Genomic DNA, 18,467 nt, shown 5'->3' on the forward strand with positions numbered 1-18,467 from the left:
TTGATAGTGGCCGATGGCTGTGGCTGGAAGACTCCCTTCCGGGGAGTCCTCCGGCAGCCGCCACCCACCGGCCGGTCGGCTTCCCGACAGATCCCCGACCGCTGCCCATCCACGGGTCCGCCGGCCCCGAAGACGGGTGGAACGGCGGGATCGGGTTCCTGGGGAGGCGGGGATGACGGCTGGCCGGACAATCGGTGTCGACGATCCGGAGCTGGTGGGTCGGGCCACCGAACTGGCGTTGCTGGACACGGCGGTGGCGACCGTACGGGACGGCCGATCCATGGTCGTCGAGATCTGCGGCGAGGCGGGGCTGGGCAAGACCCGGCTGCTCGCGGAACTCGGACGCCGGGCGGCCGGCGCGGGACTGCTGGTCTGCTCCGGCCGGGCCAGCCAGTTCGAGCAGGGGATGCCGTTCGGGATCTACGCCGAGATGCTGGAACCGCTGACCGCCCGGCCGGACGCCGACCCGCTGCCGGTCGGCGCCGGCACGCTCCCGGTCGGCGCCGGCACATCCGGATCCGGCGACCCGGCGTCGCCGGTGGACCGGCCCCGGGTCACCGCCGGCGTACGGCGGATGCTCGCCGGGTCCGCAGCCCCCGGCGTCGCGCTGCTCCTCGACGACGTGCACTGGGCCGACTCGGCCTCGCTGGAGCTGACCGAACAGCTCGTCCGGAAACCGCCGCAGGTGCCGCTGCTGCTGGCGGTCGCGTTCCGGGGCACCGGCGCGCCGGAACGGCTGGTGGACGCCATCGGCCGGCTCGGCTCGGCGGCGATGTCGATCGACCTGCCACCGCTGGAGCCGGCCGACCTGGAGGCGCTGCTGGCCGGCGTACCCCGGCGCCGGCGCGAGCTGATCCGGCGCGCCAGCCTCGGCAACCCCTTGTACATCAAGGCGCTCTCCCGGCTCCCCGACCGCACCCTCGACGAGCTGTCGAGGCTGGCCCGGCAGCACAGCCCGGTCGACCCCGACTGGCTCGCCGGCTCGCAGCGCCACATCCTGGCCGGGCTCGCCGCCGAGATCACCGCGCAGGAGCAACCGGTGCAGCGGGTCGCCCACGTCACCGCCGTCGTCGGTGACCACACCACCATCGACCTGGTCGCACACGTGGCGGAGCTGCCGATGCCCGAGGTGGCCCGCGCCGTCGACCAGCTCGGCCGGATGGGCCTGATCGGGGCCGACGGGGCCCGGCTGGCGTACCGGCATCCGCTGATGCGGGCCGCCGCGTACACCCTGACCGGTCCGGCCTGGCGCTTCGAGGCGCACACCCGGATCGCCGCCTACCTGCGCGACCAGCGGGCGTCCCGGCAGGTGGTGGCCTACCACACCGAACAGTCCGCCCGGTACGGCGACGGGGTGGCCGCCGCCATCCTGGTCGAGGCCGGGATCGCCTTCGCGCACGAGGCCCCGGCCCAGGCCGCCCGGTGGCTCGGCACCGCGTTGCGGATCATGCCGCACGGTGCGGTCCCCGACGACCGGCGCAGCACCGTCACGCTCTGGTACGCCCGCGCTCTCGGCCGTAGCGGTCAACTGGAGCGCAGCCGGGAGCTGCTGCAACAGCTCCGCTCCGCCGCCGGCCCGGTACGCGTCCAGGCCGAGGCGTTCAGCGTGGCGGTCGCCCGGCAGCTCGGCGACTACGCCGAGGCGGCGGCGACGCTGCGCGTACAGCTCGCCCGGGGCGGGCTCGACCCGCTCGGCGAGGCCAAGCTGCGGGTCGAGCTGTCTGCCGTCGACGCGTTCCGGGAGGATCCGGCCGCCGCCGTGCACCACGCGAGGCGGGCCCTGGAGCTGCTGGACCGGGACCGGTCGGTGCTGGTCGCCACGGCGCAGACGTTGCTGGCCCTCGGCACGCTCTACGGCGGCGACGCCGTGCTCGCCCGGCGGTATCTCGTGGACGCCGTCGGCACGGTGGACGCGATCGGCGACGCCGACCTGCGCCGCTACGTCGAGATCATGTCGCCGCTGGCGCTGACCGAGATCCAGCTCGGTCACCTCGCCGACGCCGCCCGGCACCTGGCCCGGGCCCGACGGATCCTCGACGCGCTGGGCCCGAGCAGCGCCTCGGCGTACCTGCTCGTCATGGAGACCGCGCTGCACACCCGTACCGGGCGGCTGCCCCGGGCCGTCGAGGCGGCCGACGAGGCGGTCGCCGCCGCCGAACGGGCCAGCAGCGCCGAGATGCGCGCGATGGCGACGGCGGTCCGGCTGCGCCCGCTGCTCTGGACCGCCGGGCCGGCCGAGGCGCTCGCCGTCGCGGACGCGGGCGCCGACCCGCCCCGCTCCAGGGCCTGGTGGCGGACCGGCCGGGTCGAACTCGCCCTCGTCCATGCCGCACTCGGCCACCGGAGCGACGGCCTGGATCTGCTGGCCGACCCGGTGACCCCGCACTCCACGCATCCGCCGACCCTGGTGGCACGGCACGCGATCACCGCGCTCGCCGCCGCCCGCTCGGGAGACCTCGCGGCCGCGGAGGAGTCCGGCGACCGGGCGCGGGCCGCCGCCACCGGCCTGGGCTACGAGGATGCGCTCGCCGGGTTCGCGCGGGCGTTCACGGCGTACCGGCGCGGATGCTGTGGCGAGGCGGTGTCGCTGGCGGCCGGCGCGGCCGGCGGCTTCGCGGCGGCCGGCGCGCCGGTGGAGGTCGCCCTGGCACACCACCTCGCGGGCGCCGCGCACCTCGGCGCGGGCGAGTCCCGGCCGGGCCGCGAGGCGTTCGACCGCGCCGAGGCCGGGTACGCGAGCTGCGGCGCCGGCTGGATGTCGGCGGTGCTTGCCGGCCATCGCGGGGAGGCTCCGACCCCGGCCGCACGACCGGCTGCCGGCGCCCCGGCCGGCGCGCCGCTCACCGCCCGGGAGCGGGAGATCGCGGAACTGGTGACGGCGGGCCTGAGCAACAAGGAGATCGCCGCCCGGCTCTTCCTCAGCCGCCGGACCGTCGAGTCGCACCTGGCCCGCGTCTTCGCCAAGCTGGAGGTCCGGTCGCGTACGGCGATGGCCCGTCGCCTCGCCGACCGGACGGACGAGTAGCCGCCGGGACGGGCACGCACCGAGCCGGCCCGGTCCGGACGGACGCGTGCGCCGTGGGCATCCGTCGCGGCCGGTTGCGGTAACCGGTTCGGTATTTTCACGGATCCGTCCGCCCCCCGGCTCTGCCACCCTGGGCTTCGCCGGTCGAACCCATCCTGACCTCGCCGGTTGACCCCGACCCTCCAGGAGGCATCGAATGACCACCGTGACGAGCCGGCTGCGGCGGATCGCCTACCCGCTGGCCGGCATCGCGCTCGGGCTGGTGCTCGGCATCGCGCCCGCGACCCTCACCCGCGGCGACCTCGCCTGCTGCACCATCCCGACGCCGCCGCCGTGCGCGACACACCCGGAAATGTGCGCCTGACCGCGTACCTGCGGGCGTCTCCGCGCTCCTGCGGGCGCTCCGCCCCGGGCCGGACGGCGCGGCGCCGTCCGGCCCGGTGGTGGCGGTCAGGACGTGACGCGGAAGGTGGCGTCCTGCCGGTCCGAGGCGCTGGAACTCGCGCCGAGCGGGTCGATGCGCAGGATGTAGCCGCTGTGCCGCAGGTAGCGGTCCGGGAAGTTGTGGGAGCGGAACGAGGTCCAGGCCGGGTCCGCGAGCCCGGCGGTGCGATGGAAGGTGGCGTCTGCGCGGAAGATTGAGCTGTTGTCGTTGCGGTCGAGCCGGATCGCGTAGTCGGCGTGCCGCAGGTAGTACCCGGGAAGGTTCACCGACTCGAAGGAGACCCCGGCCGAGTCGGCGAGGCCGGGGACCATCCGCCACATCTGGTCCTGGTACGGCTCGAACGGGTACGGGTCGATCCGCCCGATGTTGCTCGCGTGCCGCACGAACCGGTCGGGGAAGTTGGAGGACTTCAGCCGGACCCAGTTCGGCGACCCCCAGCGGCTGACCATGGCGTTGTACTCGCTGTCGGTGACGCCGACGACCGAGCCGTGCTTGGAGTTGATCGGCGGGGTGTAGTCACGCTGGTTCAGCACCGACCAGGAGCCGCCGGAGACGCTGGCGGTGGCCCAGAGGTACATGTCGTTGTTGACGGGGCTGAAGGAGTCGCCCCAGAGCCACCAGGCGCCACCGTCGTTGCGCCGCACCAGGTGCGCCCCCTCGATGGCGTTGCCCTGCCGCAGCCCGCCGGTGTAGGTGGAGAAGCTGTTCGGCGCGCCGGTGCCGGACCGCGCGCCGTAGAGGTTTCCGTTGGAGAGGTTCTTGTAGTACAGGTACGTCGTCCCGCCGTCGACGTGGATGTCCGCGTCGAGCACCGGGAAGCCCGGGCTGAAGTAGGTCTGCGGCGAGCTGACGGTGCGGAAGTCGGTCGTGTAGTTGACGAGGAAGAGGTCCGTGGTGGTGTTGGCGGAGTAGACGATGCCGTACTGCCCACGCGCCGCGTCCCAGAAGACCGTCGGCGCCCAGGTGTGCACGTTGCTGTAGGTGTGCATCCGGAGTCGGCGGTAGCCGGTGAAGCTGCTCAGGTTGGTCGAGTCGTACACGTGCAGGTACTGGCTGGTGCGACTGAAGTCGGTGCCGGAGAGGTCCGTGGCGACCACCACGAACGTGCCGTCCCGCCTGCGGAACACGAACGGGTCCCGCAGGCCCCGCTCACCCGCCGTCGGGGTGACGACCGGGTTGTTCTGGTTCAGCGGTGTCCAGTTGAGACCGTCCCGGCTCACCGCCAGGTGCAGGCCGTAGTCGGCGCCGGTGAAGTCCGGCGACTCGGTGAAGTAGGTCATGGCGTACGCGGTGTTCGGCGCGGCCAGGGCGGATCGAGGGCTGGCTGCCAGGCCGGTCGCGGTGAACGCGGTGGAGGCGAGGGCGCCCATGGTGAACTGTCGACGGGTTAGCGCCATGGTGTCTGTGACCCTTCTGGTCGACGTGGGGACGCACGTCTATGTTAGCGCTAACATAGCGTCCCCGACGCGTCACCGCAAGCCCGCGTCCGGACCCGGCCGCAGGCGGAGACGGCGGCGGGAACAGCGACAGAAGTCTCGGCTGGGCGGATCCGCCCGAGAGCGCCGCGCCCTGCCGCCGCGCGGGGCAGCGATAGCGAACCTTCGATCGCCCAGGAGGTAGACTGCGGCCGTGACGGGCAAGCCCCCGGACGGCGGCCGGCGTGGCAGGCGCCCAGGCAGACCGACGATGGCCGCGATCGCCCGCCTTGCCGGGGTCTCGACACCGACGGTGTCGAGGGTGCTCAACGGCAGGTCGGGCGTGGCCTCGGAGACCCGGCGTCAGGTGGAGGCCCTGCTCCGCGAGCACGGCTACCGACGGCCGAACTCGGTCGCACCGGCAGCCAGCGTCGAGGTCGTCTTCTTCGGCCTGGAGGGTCACCTCACCATCTCGATCATGCGAGGCGTGGAGAGCGTCGTCCGCCGGCAGGACCTCGTGGTGGGCTTCACCGACGTGCTGAGTCGGGCATCCACCGAGCGCCCGTGGGCGCAACAGCTGCTACAGCGCCGACCGGTCGGGATGATCGCGGCACACTCGTCCTTCGCACCGCAGGAACACGCCCTGCTCACCGCCAGCGGCATCCCGATGGTCGCGCTCGACCCGGCCGGGATGCCCCCGGACACGGTCCCGTCGGTGGGCGCGGCGAACTGGAGCGGCGGGGTCGCCGCCGCCCGCCACCTGCTCGAACTGGGACACCGGCGCATCGCCGTCATCGCCGGGCCGCTCAAGTCCCTGGTCGCGCGTGCCCGGCTGGAAGCCTGCCGGGCCGCGATGGACGCCGCCGGCGTACCGCTCGACGACCGGCTCGTCCGCAGCGGCGAGTTCTTCTTCGAGCGGGGCCTGGCGCTCGGCGCGGACCTGCTCCGCACGACGGACCGGCCCACCGCGATCATCTGCGGCAACGACCTGCAGGCGCTCGGCGTCTACGAGGCCGCCCGGCGGGCCGGCATCGCCATACCCGACGAACTGAGCGTGATCGGCTTCGACGACCTGGAGTTCACCTCCTGGTGCGGGCCGCCCATGACCACCGTCCGGCAGCCGTTCGACGCGATGGGCGCCGCCGCGGCGAGGCTCGTACTCGCACTCGCCGCCAGTGAGCCCCTCGACCACACCCGGGTCGAGTTGCCGACCACGCTGGTCGTACGGGCCAGCACCGCCCCACCGCCCGACCGGTGACCCGTCCCGCTGGCCCGGTCTCCCACTCGCGGCATCCGCCGCCGGCAGCGGACGACCACCGGCGTCGGCCGGCGCGGCTTCCGGTAGCCTGAGTGCCGCGGGTCGCTAGCTCAATTGGCAGAGCTGAGGACTTTTAATCCTCAGCAGCGGTCTTTGCCTCTCGCTACCGAACGTAAAGCGACTCGTCCGGAGTTTCGCCCGCGAATCCAGGAACTTGTCGCCGAGTATCGGCAGGTCAGAATGACTGTTGCACATTGTAGCTGCCCTGTCGAGGGTCACTTAGAGCCAAAATCCAGATTCTAGGCGTGGAATCCGTCCAGGGTCGCTGACATCCGAGCGCCCACGGAGCACCCACGACCGCGCCGTCTGTCCCGTTGTCTCCGTCGGTGGGTACGGCCGCAGCGGCGGTTATCGGCGCCCGGCGCGCACCGCTCGTCGTATGCCATCCTTGCCGGTCGTGGCCGCAGGGATGTGGTTGGCCGCCCGGATCGACTGGGTGTCCAGCACGACCGCGGTCGGGTCTTCGGCCCGGCCGGCCTTCTCCCGTGCCTGGCAGCGCAGCAGATCATGAATGGCGTGGTCGGTGCCGTCGTCGCGCCACAGGGCGAAGTAATAGTAGGTCGCGGACTTCGGGGGCAGGTCGTGTGGCAGGTAGGCCCACTGGCAGCCGGTCCGGTTCTGGTAAAAGATCGCATTCACGATCTCCCGCAGCTCGTAGCGGCCCTGATGGCCGGAGACCGACGGATGCTTCGCCTTCCACGCCTGCAAGAACGGTCCGACCACCGCCCACTGCTCCTCGGTCAGGTCGCTCGGATACGCGGCACGGTCACCCACGGCCAGCCCAACGCCCTGCCGGCCTCATCGGTTACGACCACGACTCACAATCACACCCGGAACCAAACCCATAACGGACGAAAGCTACCGAACCATCCTTTCAGGCGGCTAGGCGGGCGCAGCGACGGTCCCGGCTGCCTGGTCGCGGCTCTTTTTCGAATGCTGGAGCAAGGTGATCAAAACCTCCTTACTGGAGTCCTTTTTCCGCGCGTCGCAGAGCATTACCGGGACGTCGGGGTCGAGTGCGAGTGCGAGTTTGACCTCGTCGAGGCTGTATTGGCGGGCGCCTTCGAAGCAGTTCACGGCGACGATGAACGGGGTGCCGTGCTCTTCGAAGTAGTCGACGGAGGGAAAGCAGTCGGCCAACCGTCGTGTGTCGGCGAGGACGACTGCGCCGAGCGCGCCGAGGGTCAGTTCGTCCCAGATGAACCAGAAGCGGTCTTGCCCAGGGGTGCCGAACAGGTAGAGCACCAGATCCTGCCTGATGGTGATCCGGCCGAAGTCCATGGCTACGGTGGTGGTGTTCTTCTTCTCCACTCCGGCGATGTCGTCGATGCCGACGCCCTGTTCGGTGAGGAGTTCCTCCGTGCGGAGGGGCTGGGTCTCGCTGACCGAGCCGACCATAGTGGTCTTGCCGACTCCAAAGCCGCCAGCGATCAGAACTTTGACGGCATCGGGCATGTCGATGCCGTCGACTCGGTCAGAGTGCTTTGAGTCCACTGATTACCGCCTCGAACAGGTCATCGTCGGGAAATCTGGAAGCCGACCGGGGCTCGCGTACCCGTAAGAGTTGCCGCTCAAGCAGGTCGCCGAGCAGGACGCGGACTGTGCCGAGAGGCAGTTTGAGATGCGCCGCGACCTCGGCCACCGACAAGGGCCGCTGGATGAGACCGACGATGGCAAGGTGTTCGGGACCCAGGCCGACCTCGTGTGCCGGCACCGGCTGGGTCGCGATCACGTTTGAGATCATGTCGAACTGGCCCTTGGCAGGCGTTGTTCGCCCGCGGGCGAGCGCGAACGGCCGCACCAGTGGACCAGCGTGGTCATCGACCCACAGGTCCTCTGCGGATTCGTCGGGGGGAAAGGGCATCTTGCACCTTAGATTTCGGCGGCCGGTTGGCCATTGGTCCGCGACGGCGAGGCGAGGTATCTGCCAGCGCGCTTGACGAGCATGGCCATCTCGTAGGCGATGATTCCGATGTCGGCGGCCTCCGAAGCCAGCACCGCCAAGCACGCGCCGTCGCCGGCTGCGGTGACGAGCAGGAACGAGGATTGCATTTCGATGATGGTCTGCTGTGGGGGGCCACCACCGAATCGCTTCCCAGCGCCTTTGGCCAGGCTTTGGATGCCGGACGCCACGGCTGCAAGGTGCTCTCCGTCGTCACGGCTCAGTCCTTCTGAGGTCGCGATCAGCAGACCGTCTACGGAGAGGACGATGGCCTTCTCAGCCTGTGTGACGCGCTCGACCATGTCGTTCAGCAACCAGGCCAGGTCAGCGCTCGCAGCTGTCTTGTGCACCACTCAAGGTCCTCTTTCTGGGTGGCGGGGATCGCCGGGGTCGATCTCGTAGATTGGTCAGGTGAGCGGGTGGTTCCCGGGTGGGCTGTCCACGGCTGTAGGCGGGGGGACGGCGTCGTCCTCATCAGGCAGGAGCGTCGCGTCGGTCCGGCCGCGCCGGGTGCCGCTCTGATAGGAACTCATCATTTTGCGGATCTGCTCCGGCGTTCGCCGGGCTGAGCCGTCGCCGGCTGCGGTGTCTTCTGCGGAAGTCCGGCTCTGCCCGCGTAGCGGCGCGGCGAGGCTGGCTTGGCGAACCCGGACGGGCAGTCCGGATGGTGTCTGGGTGGGCGGGGACTGTGCGGTTGGGCCGGCGGGTGTTTGGTCCTTGTGGTCCAGCTCCGGCTCGATCCTGAGGTCCCTCCACGCCTGGTAGCCGGGCCTCCGCCGTTGCATCGGCTGCCGGTCCTCCGGCGCGTCCGCAGTTTGTGTGGGCTTGACCAACGCGACAGGTCGCGCCGCCCCTGCCTGCGGCGGGACTGCCGCTGTGGAGCTGCTCGTCGGGCGCGCCCGTCCGTTCAGGCCAGCGCGAGGCGTATCGTTTTCCCCCGTCATCTCGGCGACGAGGTCTTGCGGGAGGAGGACGACGGCCGTCGTGCCGCCGTACAGCGACTCCTTCAGCCGTACCCGCACGCTGTGACGCCGGGACAGGCTGCTCACCACGAACAGGCCCAGTTGGCTGGCGTCGGTCAGGTTGAGTTCCTGATCGGTAGCAAGTCGCTCGTTAGTCGCCTCGAGTTCCTCTTCGGACATGCCGAGCCCTCGGTCTTCAATTTCGATCGCGTACCCGTTGGCGACCATCCCGCCCTTGATCTGGACGTTGGTGTGCGGGGGCGAGTAGGACAAGGCGTTCTCAATTAGTTCGGCGAGCAGGTGGATCAGGTCGAGGACTGCTCCTCCGGCCAGCGCCACGTTTCCGGGCGGCTGCACGGTGACCCGGGTATAGTGCTCGACCTCCTGGCTGGCGGCACGAAGGACGTCGACCATCGGCACGTTGCGGCGCCAGGTCCGGCCGGCTGTGGACCCCGACAGCACGATTAGGTTTTCCGCGTTACGCCGCATCCGGGTGGCGAGGTGGTCAACCGTATACAGGCCCTGAAGCTGTTTTTCCGGAAGTTCGCCTTGCTGTAGGTCGGTCAGCAGCCCAACCTGACGGTGCACCAGCGTCTGTGTGCGGCGGGCTAGGCTGAGGAAGACATCGCGGACGCTCCGGCGCAGTTCGGCCTGCTCAACGGCGGTGCGAATCGCGGTTTCTTGCACGCGGTTGAACGCTTGGCCGACTTGGCCGATTTGGTCGTTTCCGAAGTTGAGCGGTGGAGCCTCGGCGGCGACATCCACCGGTTCACCTCGGCGGAGCCGGGCGACCACGCCGGGCAGCCGTTCGTCGGCAAGCTCGTTCGCCGCGCTCCGCAGCCGGTCGAGCTGTGCCATCAATTTTCGGGCGGTTGTGATCGAAAGTACGATCGAGGCGAAAACTGCGGCGGTTCCGAGGCCTACGGCGAGCAGCAGCCGGACGATGACCCAGATGGCGACGGATGTGGCGCTGTTGACGATCCCATCGCCGCCGGCCGTCACGACGGTGTGTAGTTCGGCCAGGGCGTCGTCCACCACGGTGCGCCACTGTCCCGAGTCCACGCGGGTCTTCGCGCCTGCCGGTCCACTGACTGCTTGGTCTTCAAGTGCCCGGAGGCGTTCGAAGGCCGTGCCCGCGAGCATCTGTTCGTACCGGGTGCGGTCGTCGGCGTGCAGCTTGATCGAGGTTTCGCTACCCACGAACCGTTGGGCACCCACGAGCTGGGCGAACTGTGTGTGGTCGGCGGCGGTCATCCGCCCACTGGCGAGGACACTGGTCAGCAGCGCGTCCTCTTGAGAGATTAGCTCCGACATCCGGTTGAGCTGGATGAGGGCGTTGGCGTACCCGGTGATGTCCCGGTCATCGAGGCTTGCCGTGGCGTCGTAGATGTGGAAGATCGAGTCGATCGTCTTGGTAAAGGCGCTCGCCGCAGTTGCGCGGTCGATGGTCCGGGCGTCGACGGAATCTCGGGTGGTCGTGAGGTCGTTCAAACTCGCGTAGGTCGCGTCGAGTCGTTGCGCCAGCTTCGCGCTGCCGGCCAGATCCGCCTGCCACGCCTGCGCGGACTCCGTGAAGCGGGCCGCAAGCCGCTCGGTTTCCAGCCGTTGGACTTCCAGGTCCGGCTGCGGCCGGCTGTTGCGCCCACCCAGGTAGGCGAGGGTGAGGCGCCGCTCGTCCTGCAACGCCTTCAGCAGCGGTTCGCTCGGCGTGTACACGGCGCTGTTCAGCGTGTTTACCCACAGCAGGTTGAGGCCGTCCCGCAGGGTGACCCACGCCGCGAAAGCCCACAGGAGGGTTAGCGACACCAACATCGCGACTACCTTGGTGCGCATACTTGTACTGCGAGAACGCATTACACCGTCCCCAGTCGGCCGTTGAAACAGCGGCATTGCGCTTGCGAATCGGTGGTACCTGGGCGCGTGCGAGTGTCCGGCACGCGACAACGGGGGACGCTAGCAGTGTCCGAAGAATCCCTCAAGCGGTCCTGATCGCGGCTTTTCGTCGGTTTGTCCTGAGTTTGGTCACCGGCTCGGGGCGTGACGGTGGGCAGCGCGCTGACCTGGGGTGTTGGGTGTTGGTGGGTTGTTCCTGAGGCACTAATTGGTGTCCTACGCTCGGGTTCGTGGCGTGGATTCGGCGGGTGCGGACGGCTTCGGGCGCGACGGCGGTGCAGATCGCCGAGTCCGTGGGCGGGCGTCGGCGGATCGTGGCTCATGTGGGCTCGGCGCATACCGAGGCCGAGTTGGGGCTGCTGGTCTCGCGGGCCCGCGAGTTGCTTGCCGATCCCGGGCAGGGCGAGTTCGACCTCGGTGTAGAGCCGGTCGTGCCGAGGGCGACGTTGGTCGGCCCGGCTGGTGACGCGGCGCTGTTTGACCTCGGCGGGTCACCGGAGCGTGGACCGGTGGTGCCCGCCGCGCCGCGGGTGGTGTCGACGGCGTCGCGGGTGTTGTGCGAGGTGCTGGCCTCGGTGTTCACATCGCTTGGATTCGACCGGCTGGGCGACAGGGTGTTCCGGGACTTGGTGATCGCGCGGGTCGTGGAGCCGACCTCGATCCGCGACACCGGCCGGGTGCTGACCGACCTGGGCCGCAAGCCGGCCAGCGAGAAGACGATGCGCCGCACCCTGACCCGCGCACACACAGGCGCCTACCGCGACCAGATCGCGCGGCTGTGCTTCGCCCACGCCCTGAACAGCGGCGACGTCAGCCTGTGCTTGTACGACGTGACCACGTTGTATTTCGAGGCGGACAAGGAGGACGACCTGCGCAAGGTCGGATACTCCAAGGAACGGCGGGTGGACCCGCAGATCGTCGTCGGGCTGCTCGTCGACCGGTACGGGTTCCCGTTGGAGATCGGCTGCTTCGCCGGCAACAAGGCCGAGACGTTGACGTTGCTGCCCGTCATCCGCCAGTTCCAGGCCGGCCACCACATCGCGGGCATGGTCGTCGTCGCCGACGCCGGCATGCTCTCGGCCACCAACCTACGCGAACTCGACGCCGCTGGCCTCGGCTTCATCGTCGGTTCACGTACCACCAAGGCGCCGATCGACCTGGAGTCCCACTACCGCTGGCACGGGGACTACTTCACCGACGGACAGATCATCGACACGATCACCCCCCGCACCGGCGTCAACCGGGACAACGACCCCGCCCTCAAGGCCGAACCGGTGTGGAACCCACGAACACACACATCGGCATGGCGGGCGGTGTGGGCGTACTCGGCCACCCGCGCTGCCCGGGACAACAAAACCCTCAACGCCCAAGAGGCAAAGGCGCGAGCCGTGGTCGCCGGAGAGAAGACGACCCGAACCCCGAGATTCGTCACCATCAACGGCAACGCCCGCACCCTCGACGAAGCGTCGCTGGCCAGGGCTCGGAAGCTGGTCGGGCTCAAGGGCTACGTCACCAACATCGCCCACAACGTGATGAGCCCGGCCGAGGTGATCTCCCACTACCACGACCTGTGGCACGTGGAGCAGTCCTTCCGCATGTCCAAGACCGACCTCGCCGCCCGACCCATGTTCCACCACACGAAAGACGCCATCGAGGCGCACCTGACCATCGTCTTCACCGCCCTGGCCGTCACCCGCGAAGTCCAGACCCGCACCGGACTCGCGATCCGCAACGTCCTCCGTCAGCTACGCCCGCTACGATCCGCGACCCTCGCGATCAACGAAGCCACGCAGACGTTCCCACCCCAGATCGACCCCAACCGGCAAGCCATCATCGACGCCCTCGCCACGAGGGACGTCAGGCACTAACGAAATGACCGAACTCGGGTTGTACTGCGAGAACGCATTACACCGTCCCCAGTCGGCCGTTGAAACAGCGGCATTGCGCTTGCGAATCGGTGGTACCTGGGCGCGTGCGAGTGTCCGGCACGCGACAACGGGGGACGCTAGCAGTGTCCGAAGAATCCCTCAAGCGGTCCTGATCGCGGCTTTTCGTCGGTTTGTCGCGGCTTGGGTTGAACCGTGGCCGCCGTGCCGGAGCCCTGTCCGCCCGCTGGCACGGTCAGTTCCGGGTGCTGCTGCGCGAGGTGCATGGCAGCGAGCACGGCGGCTCGCACGATCGCGGTTGGCCGGTAGAGTTCCTTGCCGTACCACAGCGCCGGCCCGATGGTTTGCGTTGCTGCTTCATGCAAGTAGGTGTAGCCGCGCTTCGCCGCCGGGCCAACGCCGACAACTCCCGTCCGTGTTGACAGCAGGACCTGCACGGCGTAGGCGGTCTCCTCAAGGGTGCCGCCCCAACGCCCCCATGAGCCGTCGTCGCGCTGGTTGGCCAGGATCCAGCGGACCGCCTTCGTCACCGACTCGCCCGCCGCAGGTTCCCGACCGAAGTCGTTGAGCGCAAGTGTGCTGCACGCGATGGCGTAGAACGGCGAGGCGTGCCACCGGTCAGACCACTCACCGTCGACCTGCTGGTGCTCTCGCAGTGTGGCCGTCAGCCGGTCGATCGCGGCCACGTAACGCGGCTCGGGGTCGGCACCGCTGCGCACGTAGTGCCCAAAGGCGTCCAACACGTGCGCGTTGGTGCTCACCGAGAAGCCGTCCTCGCCCGGCCACGTACAGAAACCGTCCGCAGTCTCGTACTTCCACAGACTTTGTGGATCGACGGCCTGGCCGACCTGCCCGAGCGCGTACAGCGCCACAGACGTGGTATCGGCGTCGGCGGGCAAACCGGGACCGGCTGGGCTGCCGACCGGGCCCAGTGCCCCGCGCAGGCTGGCCACAACGCTCGGCGGCACCGCGAACTGGACGCCGGCCCGCCTCAGTCCGCTTATCACCCAGGCCCGTTCGAACACCGTGATCGGAAGCGGGCACGGTACTGGTCCGCCGTGTCCGGTAGCAACCGTCGCCAAGAACGTCAGGGCCGGATCGGTCGGCGCGAGGGTGTCAGGATCGCCGACGCATGCGGCGGTGGCCGCAGGCGAGGCACCGACCGCGCCCGGGGGCACCGGGTGGATGCCCGTATCGCGACGGGCGGCAGGGTCCAGGACCTCCAGAAAGTGCAACAGCTTGGGTGGCAGCTCGACGCCGGCGGCCAACGCGTGGCGGACCTTGGCGAGGCGGGTATCGTCCATTCCCGCCGGCAGGCCGAGACGCGATCCCTGCCACATGGTCGGCGACTGTGAGACCCAATCAAGGTGCTGGTTGATCGCCGCCACAAGGGACGGCACGATAAGGTCCGCCGCCGGAGTGTCCGGCACCAGCAAATCTGTCCGCAACCAGATCGTCAACGCCCGCACGCCACGGTCAGCCGCAGCGGCCAGATCCGCCTTGCCGCCGTACCGCTGCGCGCCGAAACGGGTTGTACGCAGTGTCGCGAGCAGTGCCTCGGTGGCGCTCAGCGTGGGCACCAACGCGTACCCGTCTGGCGGACCCCAGCCACCGTCCGCCCGTTGGTTGCGCACGAGGAATGTGATGCGCTCGGCGTGCCCCTCCAACCACGGCGACAGCGTCACAAGCCGCGCCGTCTCGTACACCGACGGGGCCACCTGACCCCACGGTTCAGCCACCAAGCTGTCGATCAGGTCATGGACGGCGGGGTCGACCCCGCCGTTATCAGCACCCGAGGGTACGGCGGCCTCGCCCTCGATGCTCACAGGCTCCCCCAAAAGTCCGACACCTGATAGAAGCCGCTCGTAAATGCGATCTGTCGTTTCAGGTACCTGGCCTGCCGGGGACAGATGGACTCTAGCGGCCGGATGATGTCGTGGCAGCCCTCAACGAGCGCGGCGAGCCGGTTGCTCACCTCGGCGGGGTCCTCCACCAGCATGAGCGCGTTCAGATCGCCCCACTGTAGGTCACGCCGATACGTGGCGAGGTCGTTGACCAGCCGCAGCACACGCTGCACCTCGCGGCTCGCGACCATCAGGTCCTCAAGGTGGTCAAGGCAGTCCTGCTCGCCCGAGTAGATCCAGAGCGACACGTTGACAAGCGAGCAGGCGAGGTTGTCGGAGTTGCTCAGGTACTCGTCGAGCGTCGGCGCGGCGAGCGCGTCCGGCGCGGCCTCGACGCGGGTGGTCTTCCACTCCCACTCCCGGACGACTGCCGCGAACATCCGCCGGAGTTCGTCTCGCCATGCGGACCGCAGAGATGCGAACGCCGGCACCACCGCCAGTTCGTCCCGGATCTCGGCGAGCAGCCGCGCCAGTGGATGACCGTCGGAGGGCGGCCCGCCGTCGGCAACGGCGAGGCAATCGGCGGCGATCTGCTGTACGTCGTCGGCCACCTGTGCCAGATAGTCGATCTGCCAATCGGCGGCGAACACCCACAGCAGTGTCCGGGTGGTTAGCCGCAGTTGCTCGGCCGTGTGCTCCGGCGCAGTGAACGCGATCGACATCGCGATGCTGCTGATCAGGCCCGAATCAAAGGGACGGCCGGAAAAGAGGTCACCGTGGTTGGACGCGACCAGGTGCAGATCACGTTCGAGCCTGACAGCGAGCGCACAGATGCGTCCGTGGTCCACCGCGCCGAGCAGGTCGTCACCAGCGGCCGAAATGCGCGTGGTCAACGTCATGGAACCGGGGAGCGATCGCGAGGCACCAGTGTGAGCTGGTTGGCACGAGGCTTCAACGAGGCCCCGAGCCGCGGCTTGAGATCGGCTGCCCTGCCGAGCCGGAACCGGAACCGGCTCAGAAGCGTGGCCATGATAATCGGCGCCTCAAGCAGGAAGAGGTACTGCCCGATGCACTGATGTGGGCCGCCACCGAACGGAAAATAGCTGTAGCGATAGTGCCGCTTCGGCCGATCGGGGGAGAACCGCTCTGGATCAAACGCCTCTGGACGTTCCCAGAACGCCTCCATTCGCTGCGTCACGTAAGGACTGACCAGGATGGTCGCTCCGGCCTCAAGCCGCACACCACCCAAGACCTGCTCTCCGACTGCGGTGCGTGGGATCATCCACCCGGCGGGCCAGAGACGCAGCAACTCGTCCAACACCATCCGGCTGTAGCGCAACCCGGCGAGGCTGGCCCGGTCCACCGGCCCGCTCCCGACCACCTGGTCGACCTCGGCGTAGAGCCGAGCGGCTACCTCGGGGTACGCCTCAAGGACCGGCCACAGCCAGGACAGGACGGCGATCGTCGTTTCCGTGGCCGTAGAGAACATGGCGACGACGTCCCCACGGATCTGGGCCTCACCGGGATCCGTGCCGTCCTGACGCGGCCGGCATAGCGTGGCAATGATGTCGTCGCCGTCGTCCGGCTCCCGGCGCGCCTTCCGTATGATAGGCAGGACCACCTCATCGATGCGCCGCACGGCGTCGTGGAAGGCCCGATCGCCGGGCATACGGATGTGGTAAGGCACCCCCGGAGCGAGCAGGCGAGGCATCATCGTCGTGGTGATCGTCTCCAGGCCTGCGTTGATCTGCAACGCATCCTCGACGGATATCTTCCTACCGAACAGGACCCGCGTCGTAGGTCGGCACACGATCTGCGACATCAGGGCACCGACGTCGACCGGCTCCCCCGTACGCGCCGGCTCGTCCAGCACGTCGGCCGCCTCGCCGATCGCCTCCGCCATCCGGTCGACCAGCGTCTCCACCCGCTTGGCGGTGAAGAGTGGTTGCAGGGTTTGCCGGCTGGACTCCCACAACCGTCCCTCGGTGACGAGGATTGCGTCTCCGACCGCCCTGCGTATTGGTCGCCAGAGCAGGCTCTCACCGTCGCGGATGTAACTGTCGGTGTCGCGCAGGACCTGCACTAGGTGCTCGGGATGTGTTACCAGATACGGGCGAAACGTGCCGAGGTTCAGCCGCACGATCTCACCACCGTACCGGTTCCCGAGATGAACGAGTGCTGCCATCGGGTCTCGAAGCAGGCGCGGTAGCGCGTGGTGTAGGGGGATCGACCTAGCCCGGCCTGTGATGGCATCCGCCTCAGACATGAGCACCTCCACGATCTCTTACCCATCTGCGAGGGCAAGGTCGGCTGCGGCCTTGTAGGACTCGTGAAGTACGGTTAACTGATCATCCCACGCGAGCACCCGCAACTCCAGGCTCATCGATCATCTTCGTCGACCCGCGCTTCCCGCCGAGGTGCTCCGCCAGTCAGGCAGGCTCATCGATCCCCAGGTGCCTCGTGGCGACCTCGCCTAGGTGGTGTCCGGCGGATCTTGATGGTGGTTCGTTGTTCTGGTCGTGGCGCGTTTTGATTTGACTGATGCCGAGTGGGCGGTGTTGGAGCCGTTGCTGCCCGCGCAGCCCCGTCGTGGTGGGCAGTGGCGCGATCACCGGCAGGTGATCAACGGGATCTGCTGGGTGAAACGGACCGGGTCGCCGTGGCGGGACATGCCCGAGCGGTACGGGCCGTGGAAGACCAGTCATGAACGGTTCCGCCGGTGGGCTGCCGACGGCACCTGGACCCGTCTCAAGCAGCAGGTGGTCGCGTTGGCTGAGGCTGACGGTGACATCGACTGGGACGCTCAGGTCGATTCCACGGTCGTGCGCGCTCACCAGCACGCCGCCGGTGCCCGTAAAGGGGGCTCACCACCAAGGATTCGCAGGCACGTCAGGGTCTGGGTCGTTCCCGGGGAGGGTTGACCACGAAGGTGCACACTATGGCCGACGGGCGAGGCCGTTCGCTCGCCACGCGGATCACCCCGGGCCAGGCCTCCGATACCAAGCAGCTGGTGCCCTTGTTGGATCAGATCGCCGTGACCCGACCCGGCGGCGTCGGCCGTCCCCGTAAGCGTCCGGACTCGCTGACCGCGGACAAGGCGTACTCGTCCAAGGCGAACCGGGCCGCGTTGCGGGCCCGCAAGATTGCCGCCGTGATCCCCGAACGCGCCGACCAGAAAGCCAACCGGACAAGGAAAGGATCATCAGGCGGCCGTCCCCCAGACTTCGACACCAGCGCATACACCCACCGCAACCAGGTCGAACGTGGCTTCGGTCGACGCAAACACTGGCGAGGCCTGGCGACCAGGTACGACAAGCTCATCGAAAGCTACGAAGCCACACTGGACCTCATCGAGATGCTCGACTGGCTCCGTGCCGTACCCGACCACACTCCATGATCCGCAGGACACCACCTAGGGCCAGGCCGGTCGGAAACGGCCGATCGTTGCAGGTCCCAACAGCGGACGCACGGGCTTCGTCTCCGGGGGCGCAGCCCGTCGAACGCCGGTGGCAGGGACGGTCCAACCCGGTTGGCTGGACATCACCTATGGATCGCCGTGAACCGCACGCTGCAAGGCCCTATCGGCTGCCTGGTCGCCGCCCGGCGTACGGATACAGGCGTACCGTCACGAGGTCGTACGAGGGTTAGTCATCGTGCCCACACCACCAGCATTCCCTGGGTGGCCCGAGTCGGGCGGCCCCTACCGGCTGCGGACGGAAACATCACACGGCGGGGGC

At 68.9% G+C, this 18,467-nt stretch carries 13 protein-coding genes and 1 pseudogene; 5 read left to right on the top strand and 9 right to left on the bottom strand.

Annotation, left to right across the window (positions count from 1 at the left end; genetic code table 11):
* The first annotated feature begins 172 nt into the window (after positions 1–172).
* The gene (locus ACN27G_RS28490; protein WP_421495806.1) at positions 173–3,025 is read left to right on the top strand and encodes an ATP-binding protein; all 2,853 of its coding nucleotides are present in this window, start codon (positions 173–175) and stop codon (positions 3,023–3,025) included.
* A 196-nt stretch (positions 3,026–3,221) separates the two neighbouring features.
* Positions 3,222–3,389 (top strand): hypothetical protein, encoded by a 168-nt coding sequence (locus ACN27G_RS28495; RefSeq protein ID WP_421495807.1) that lies wholly within the window; start codon positions 3,222–3,224, stop codon positions 3,387–3,389.
* Positions 3,390–3,475: 86 nt separating this feature from the next.
* Here ACN27G_RS28495 and ACN27G_RS28500 read toward each other — a convergent pair whose 3' ends face one another.
* Entirely contained in the window at positions 3,476–4,867 is a 1,392-nt protein-coding gene (locus ACN27G_RS28500; protein WP_421495808.1) for a glycoside hydrolase family 43 protein, read from the bottom strand.
* Between the two features lie 232 nt (positions 4,868–5,099).
* Between ACN27G_RS28500 and ACN27G_RS28505 the strand changes: the two genes are divergently transcribed.
* Positions 5,100–6,143 (top strand): LacI family DNA-binding transcriptional regulator, encoded by a 1,044-nt coding sequence (locus ACN27G_RS28505; protein ID WP_421495809.1) that lies wholly within the window; start codon positions 5,100–5,102, stop codon positions 6,141–6,143.
* A 432-nt stretch (positions 6,144–6,575) separates the two neighbouring features.
* On the opposite strand, the pseudogene ACN27G_RS28510 reads toward ACN27G_RS28505, so the two are convergent.
* The 5 genes and pseudogenes from ACN27G_RS28510 to ACN27G_RS28530 all read right to left on the bottom strand — a co-directional run.
* A pseudogene (locus tag ACN27G_RS28510) lies at positions 6,576–6,977 on the bottom strand (transposase); the annotation flags it as partial.
* A 108-nt stretch (positions 6,978–7,085) separates the two neighbouring features.
* Complete coding sequence (locus ACN27G_RS28515; RefSeq protein WP_421495810.1) at positions 7,086–7,697, bottom strand: GTP-binding protein; 612 nt, start codon at positions 7,695–7,697, stop codon at positions 7,086–7,088.
* A complete protein-coding gene (locus ACN27G_RS28520; protein ID WP_421495811.1) occupies positions 7,678–8,067 on the bottom strand; it encodes a DUF742 domain-containing protein in 390 nt (129 codons plus the stop codon). The genes ACN27G_RS28515 and ACN27G_RS28520 overlap by 20 nt, the downstream gene beginning before the upstream one ends.
* 8 nt (positions 8,068–8,075) lie before the next feature.
* A complete protein-coding gene (locus tag ACN27G_RS28525) occupies positions 8,076–8,498 on the bottom strand; it encodes a roadblock/LC7 domain-containing protein (protein WP_421495812.1) in 423 nt (140 codons plus the stop codon).
* Between the two features lie 54 nt (positions 8,499–8,552).
* Positions 8,553–10,961, bottom strand: coding sequence for a nitrate- and nitrite sensing domain-containing protein (locus tag ACN27G_RS28530; protein ID WP_421495813.1), 2,409 nt, complete (start codon positions 10,959–10,961; stop codon positions 8,553–8,555).
* A gap of 269 nt (positions 10,962–11,230) precedes the next feature.
* Here ACN27G_RS28530 and ACN27G_RS28535 point away from each other — a divergent pair, with 269 nt between their 5' ends.
* On the top strand, positions 11,231–12,868 hold the full coding sequence (locus ACN27G_RS28535) for an IS1634 family transposase (RefSeq protein ID WP_421495814.1): 1,638 nt from the start codon (positions 11,231–11,233) through the stop codon (positions 12,866–12,868).
* 137 nt (positions 12,869–13,005) lie between these two features.
* On the opposite strand, the gene ACN27G_RS28540 is transcribed toward ACN27G_RS28535, so the two are convergent.
* Genes ACN27G_RS28540 through ACN27G_RS28550 form a run of 3 tightly spaced genes read right to left on the bottom strand, consistent with a single transcriptional unit; the run spans position 13,006 to position 16,957 of the window.
* Positions 13,006–14,712, bottom strand: a complete 1,707-nt coding sequence (locus ACN27G_RS28540; protein WP_421495815.1) for a prenyltransferase — start codon at positions 14,710–14,712, stop codon at positions 13,006–13,008.
* A complete protein-coding gene (locus ACN27G_RS28545) occupies positions 14,709–15,629 on the bottom strand; it encodes a terpene synthase family protein (RefSeq protein WP_421495816.1) in 921 nt (306 codons plus the stop codon). The genes ACN27G_RS28540 and ACN27G_RS28545 overlap by 4 nt, the downstream gene beginning before the upstream one ends.
* Positions 15,626–16,957 carry a cytochrome P450 gene (locus ACN27G_RS28550; RefSeq protein ID WP_421497490.1) on the bottom strand — a complete coding sequence of 444 codons (1,332 nt, stop codon included), beginning with the start codon at positions 16,955–16,957 and terminating at the stop codon, positions 15,626–15,628. The genes ACN27G_RS28545 and ACN27G_RS28550 overlap by 4 nt, the downstream gene beginning before the upstream one ends.
* Positions 16,958–17,249: 292 nt before the next feature.
* Here ACN27G_RS28550 and ACN27G_RS28555 point away from each other — a divergent pair.
* Positions 17,250–18,127, top strand: a protein-coding gene (locus ACN27G_RS28555; RefSeq protein WP_421495817.1) for an IS5 family transposase whose coding sequence is annotated in 2 segments (ribosomal slippage) — positions 17,250–17,597 and positions 17,600–18,127 — 876 coding nt in all. Because the reading frame shifts where the segments join, the coding sequence is not laid out codon by codon here.
* The last annotated feature ends 340 nt before the right edge of the window (positions 18,128–18,467 follow it).

It is taken from the genome of Plantactinospora sp. WMMB334, assembly GCF_049179095.1.
Lineage (GTDB): Bacteria > Actinomycetota > Actinomycetes > Mycobacteriales > Micromonosporaceae > Plantactinospora.

Bases quoted from the DNA above. Each gene is read 5' to 3' on its own strand.
- ACN27G_RS28530 (WP_421495813.1), bottom strand. From the start codon at position 10,961: ATGCGTTCTCGCAGTACAAGTATGCGCACCAAGGTAGTCGCGATGTTG.
- ACN27G_RS28490 (WP_421495806.1), top strand. From the start codon at position 173: ATGACGGCTGGCCGGACAATCGGTGTCGACGATCCGGAGCTGGTGGGT.
- ACN27G_RS28500 (WP_421495808.1), bottom strand. From the start codon at position 4,867: ATGGCGCTAACCCGTCGACAGTTCACCATGGGCGCCCTCGCCTCCACC.
- ACN27G_RS28545 (WP_421495816.1), bottom strand. From the start codon at position 15,629: ATGACGTTGACCACGCGCATTTCGGCCGCTGGTGACGACCTGCTCGGC.
- ACN27G_RS28520 (WP_421495811.1), bottom strand. From the start codon at position 8,067: ATGCCCTTTCCCCCCGACGAATCCGCAGAGGACCTGTGGGTCGATGAC.
- ACN27G_RS28495 (WP_421495807.1), top strand. From the start codon at position 3,222: ATGACCACCGTGACGAGCCGGCTGCGGCGGATCGCCTACCCGCTGGCC.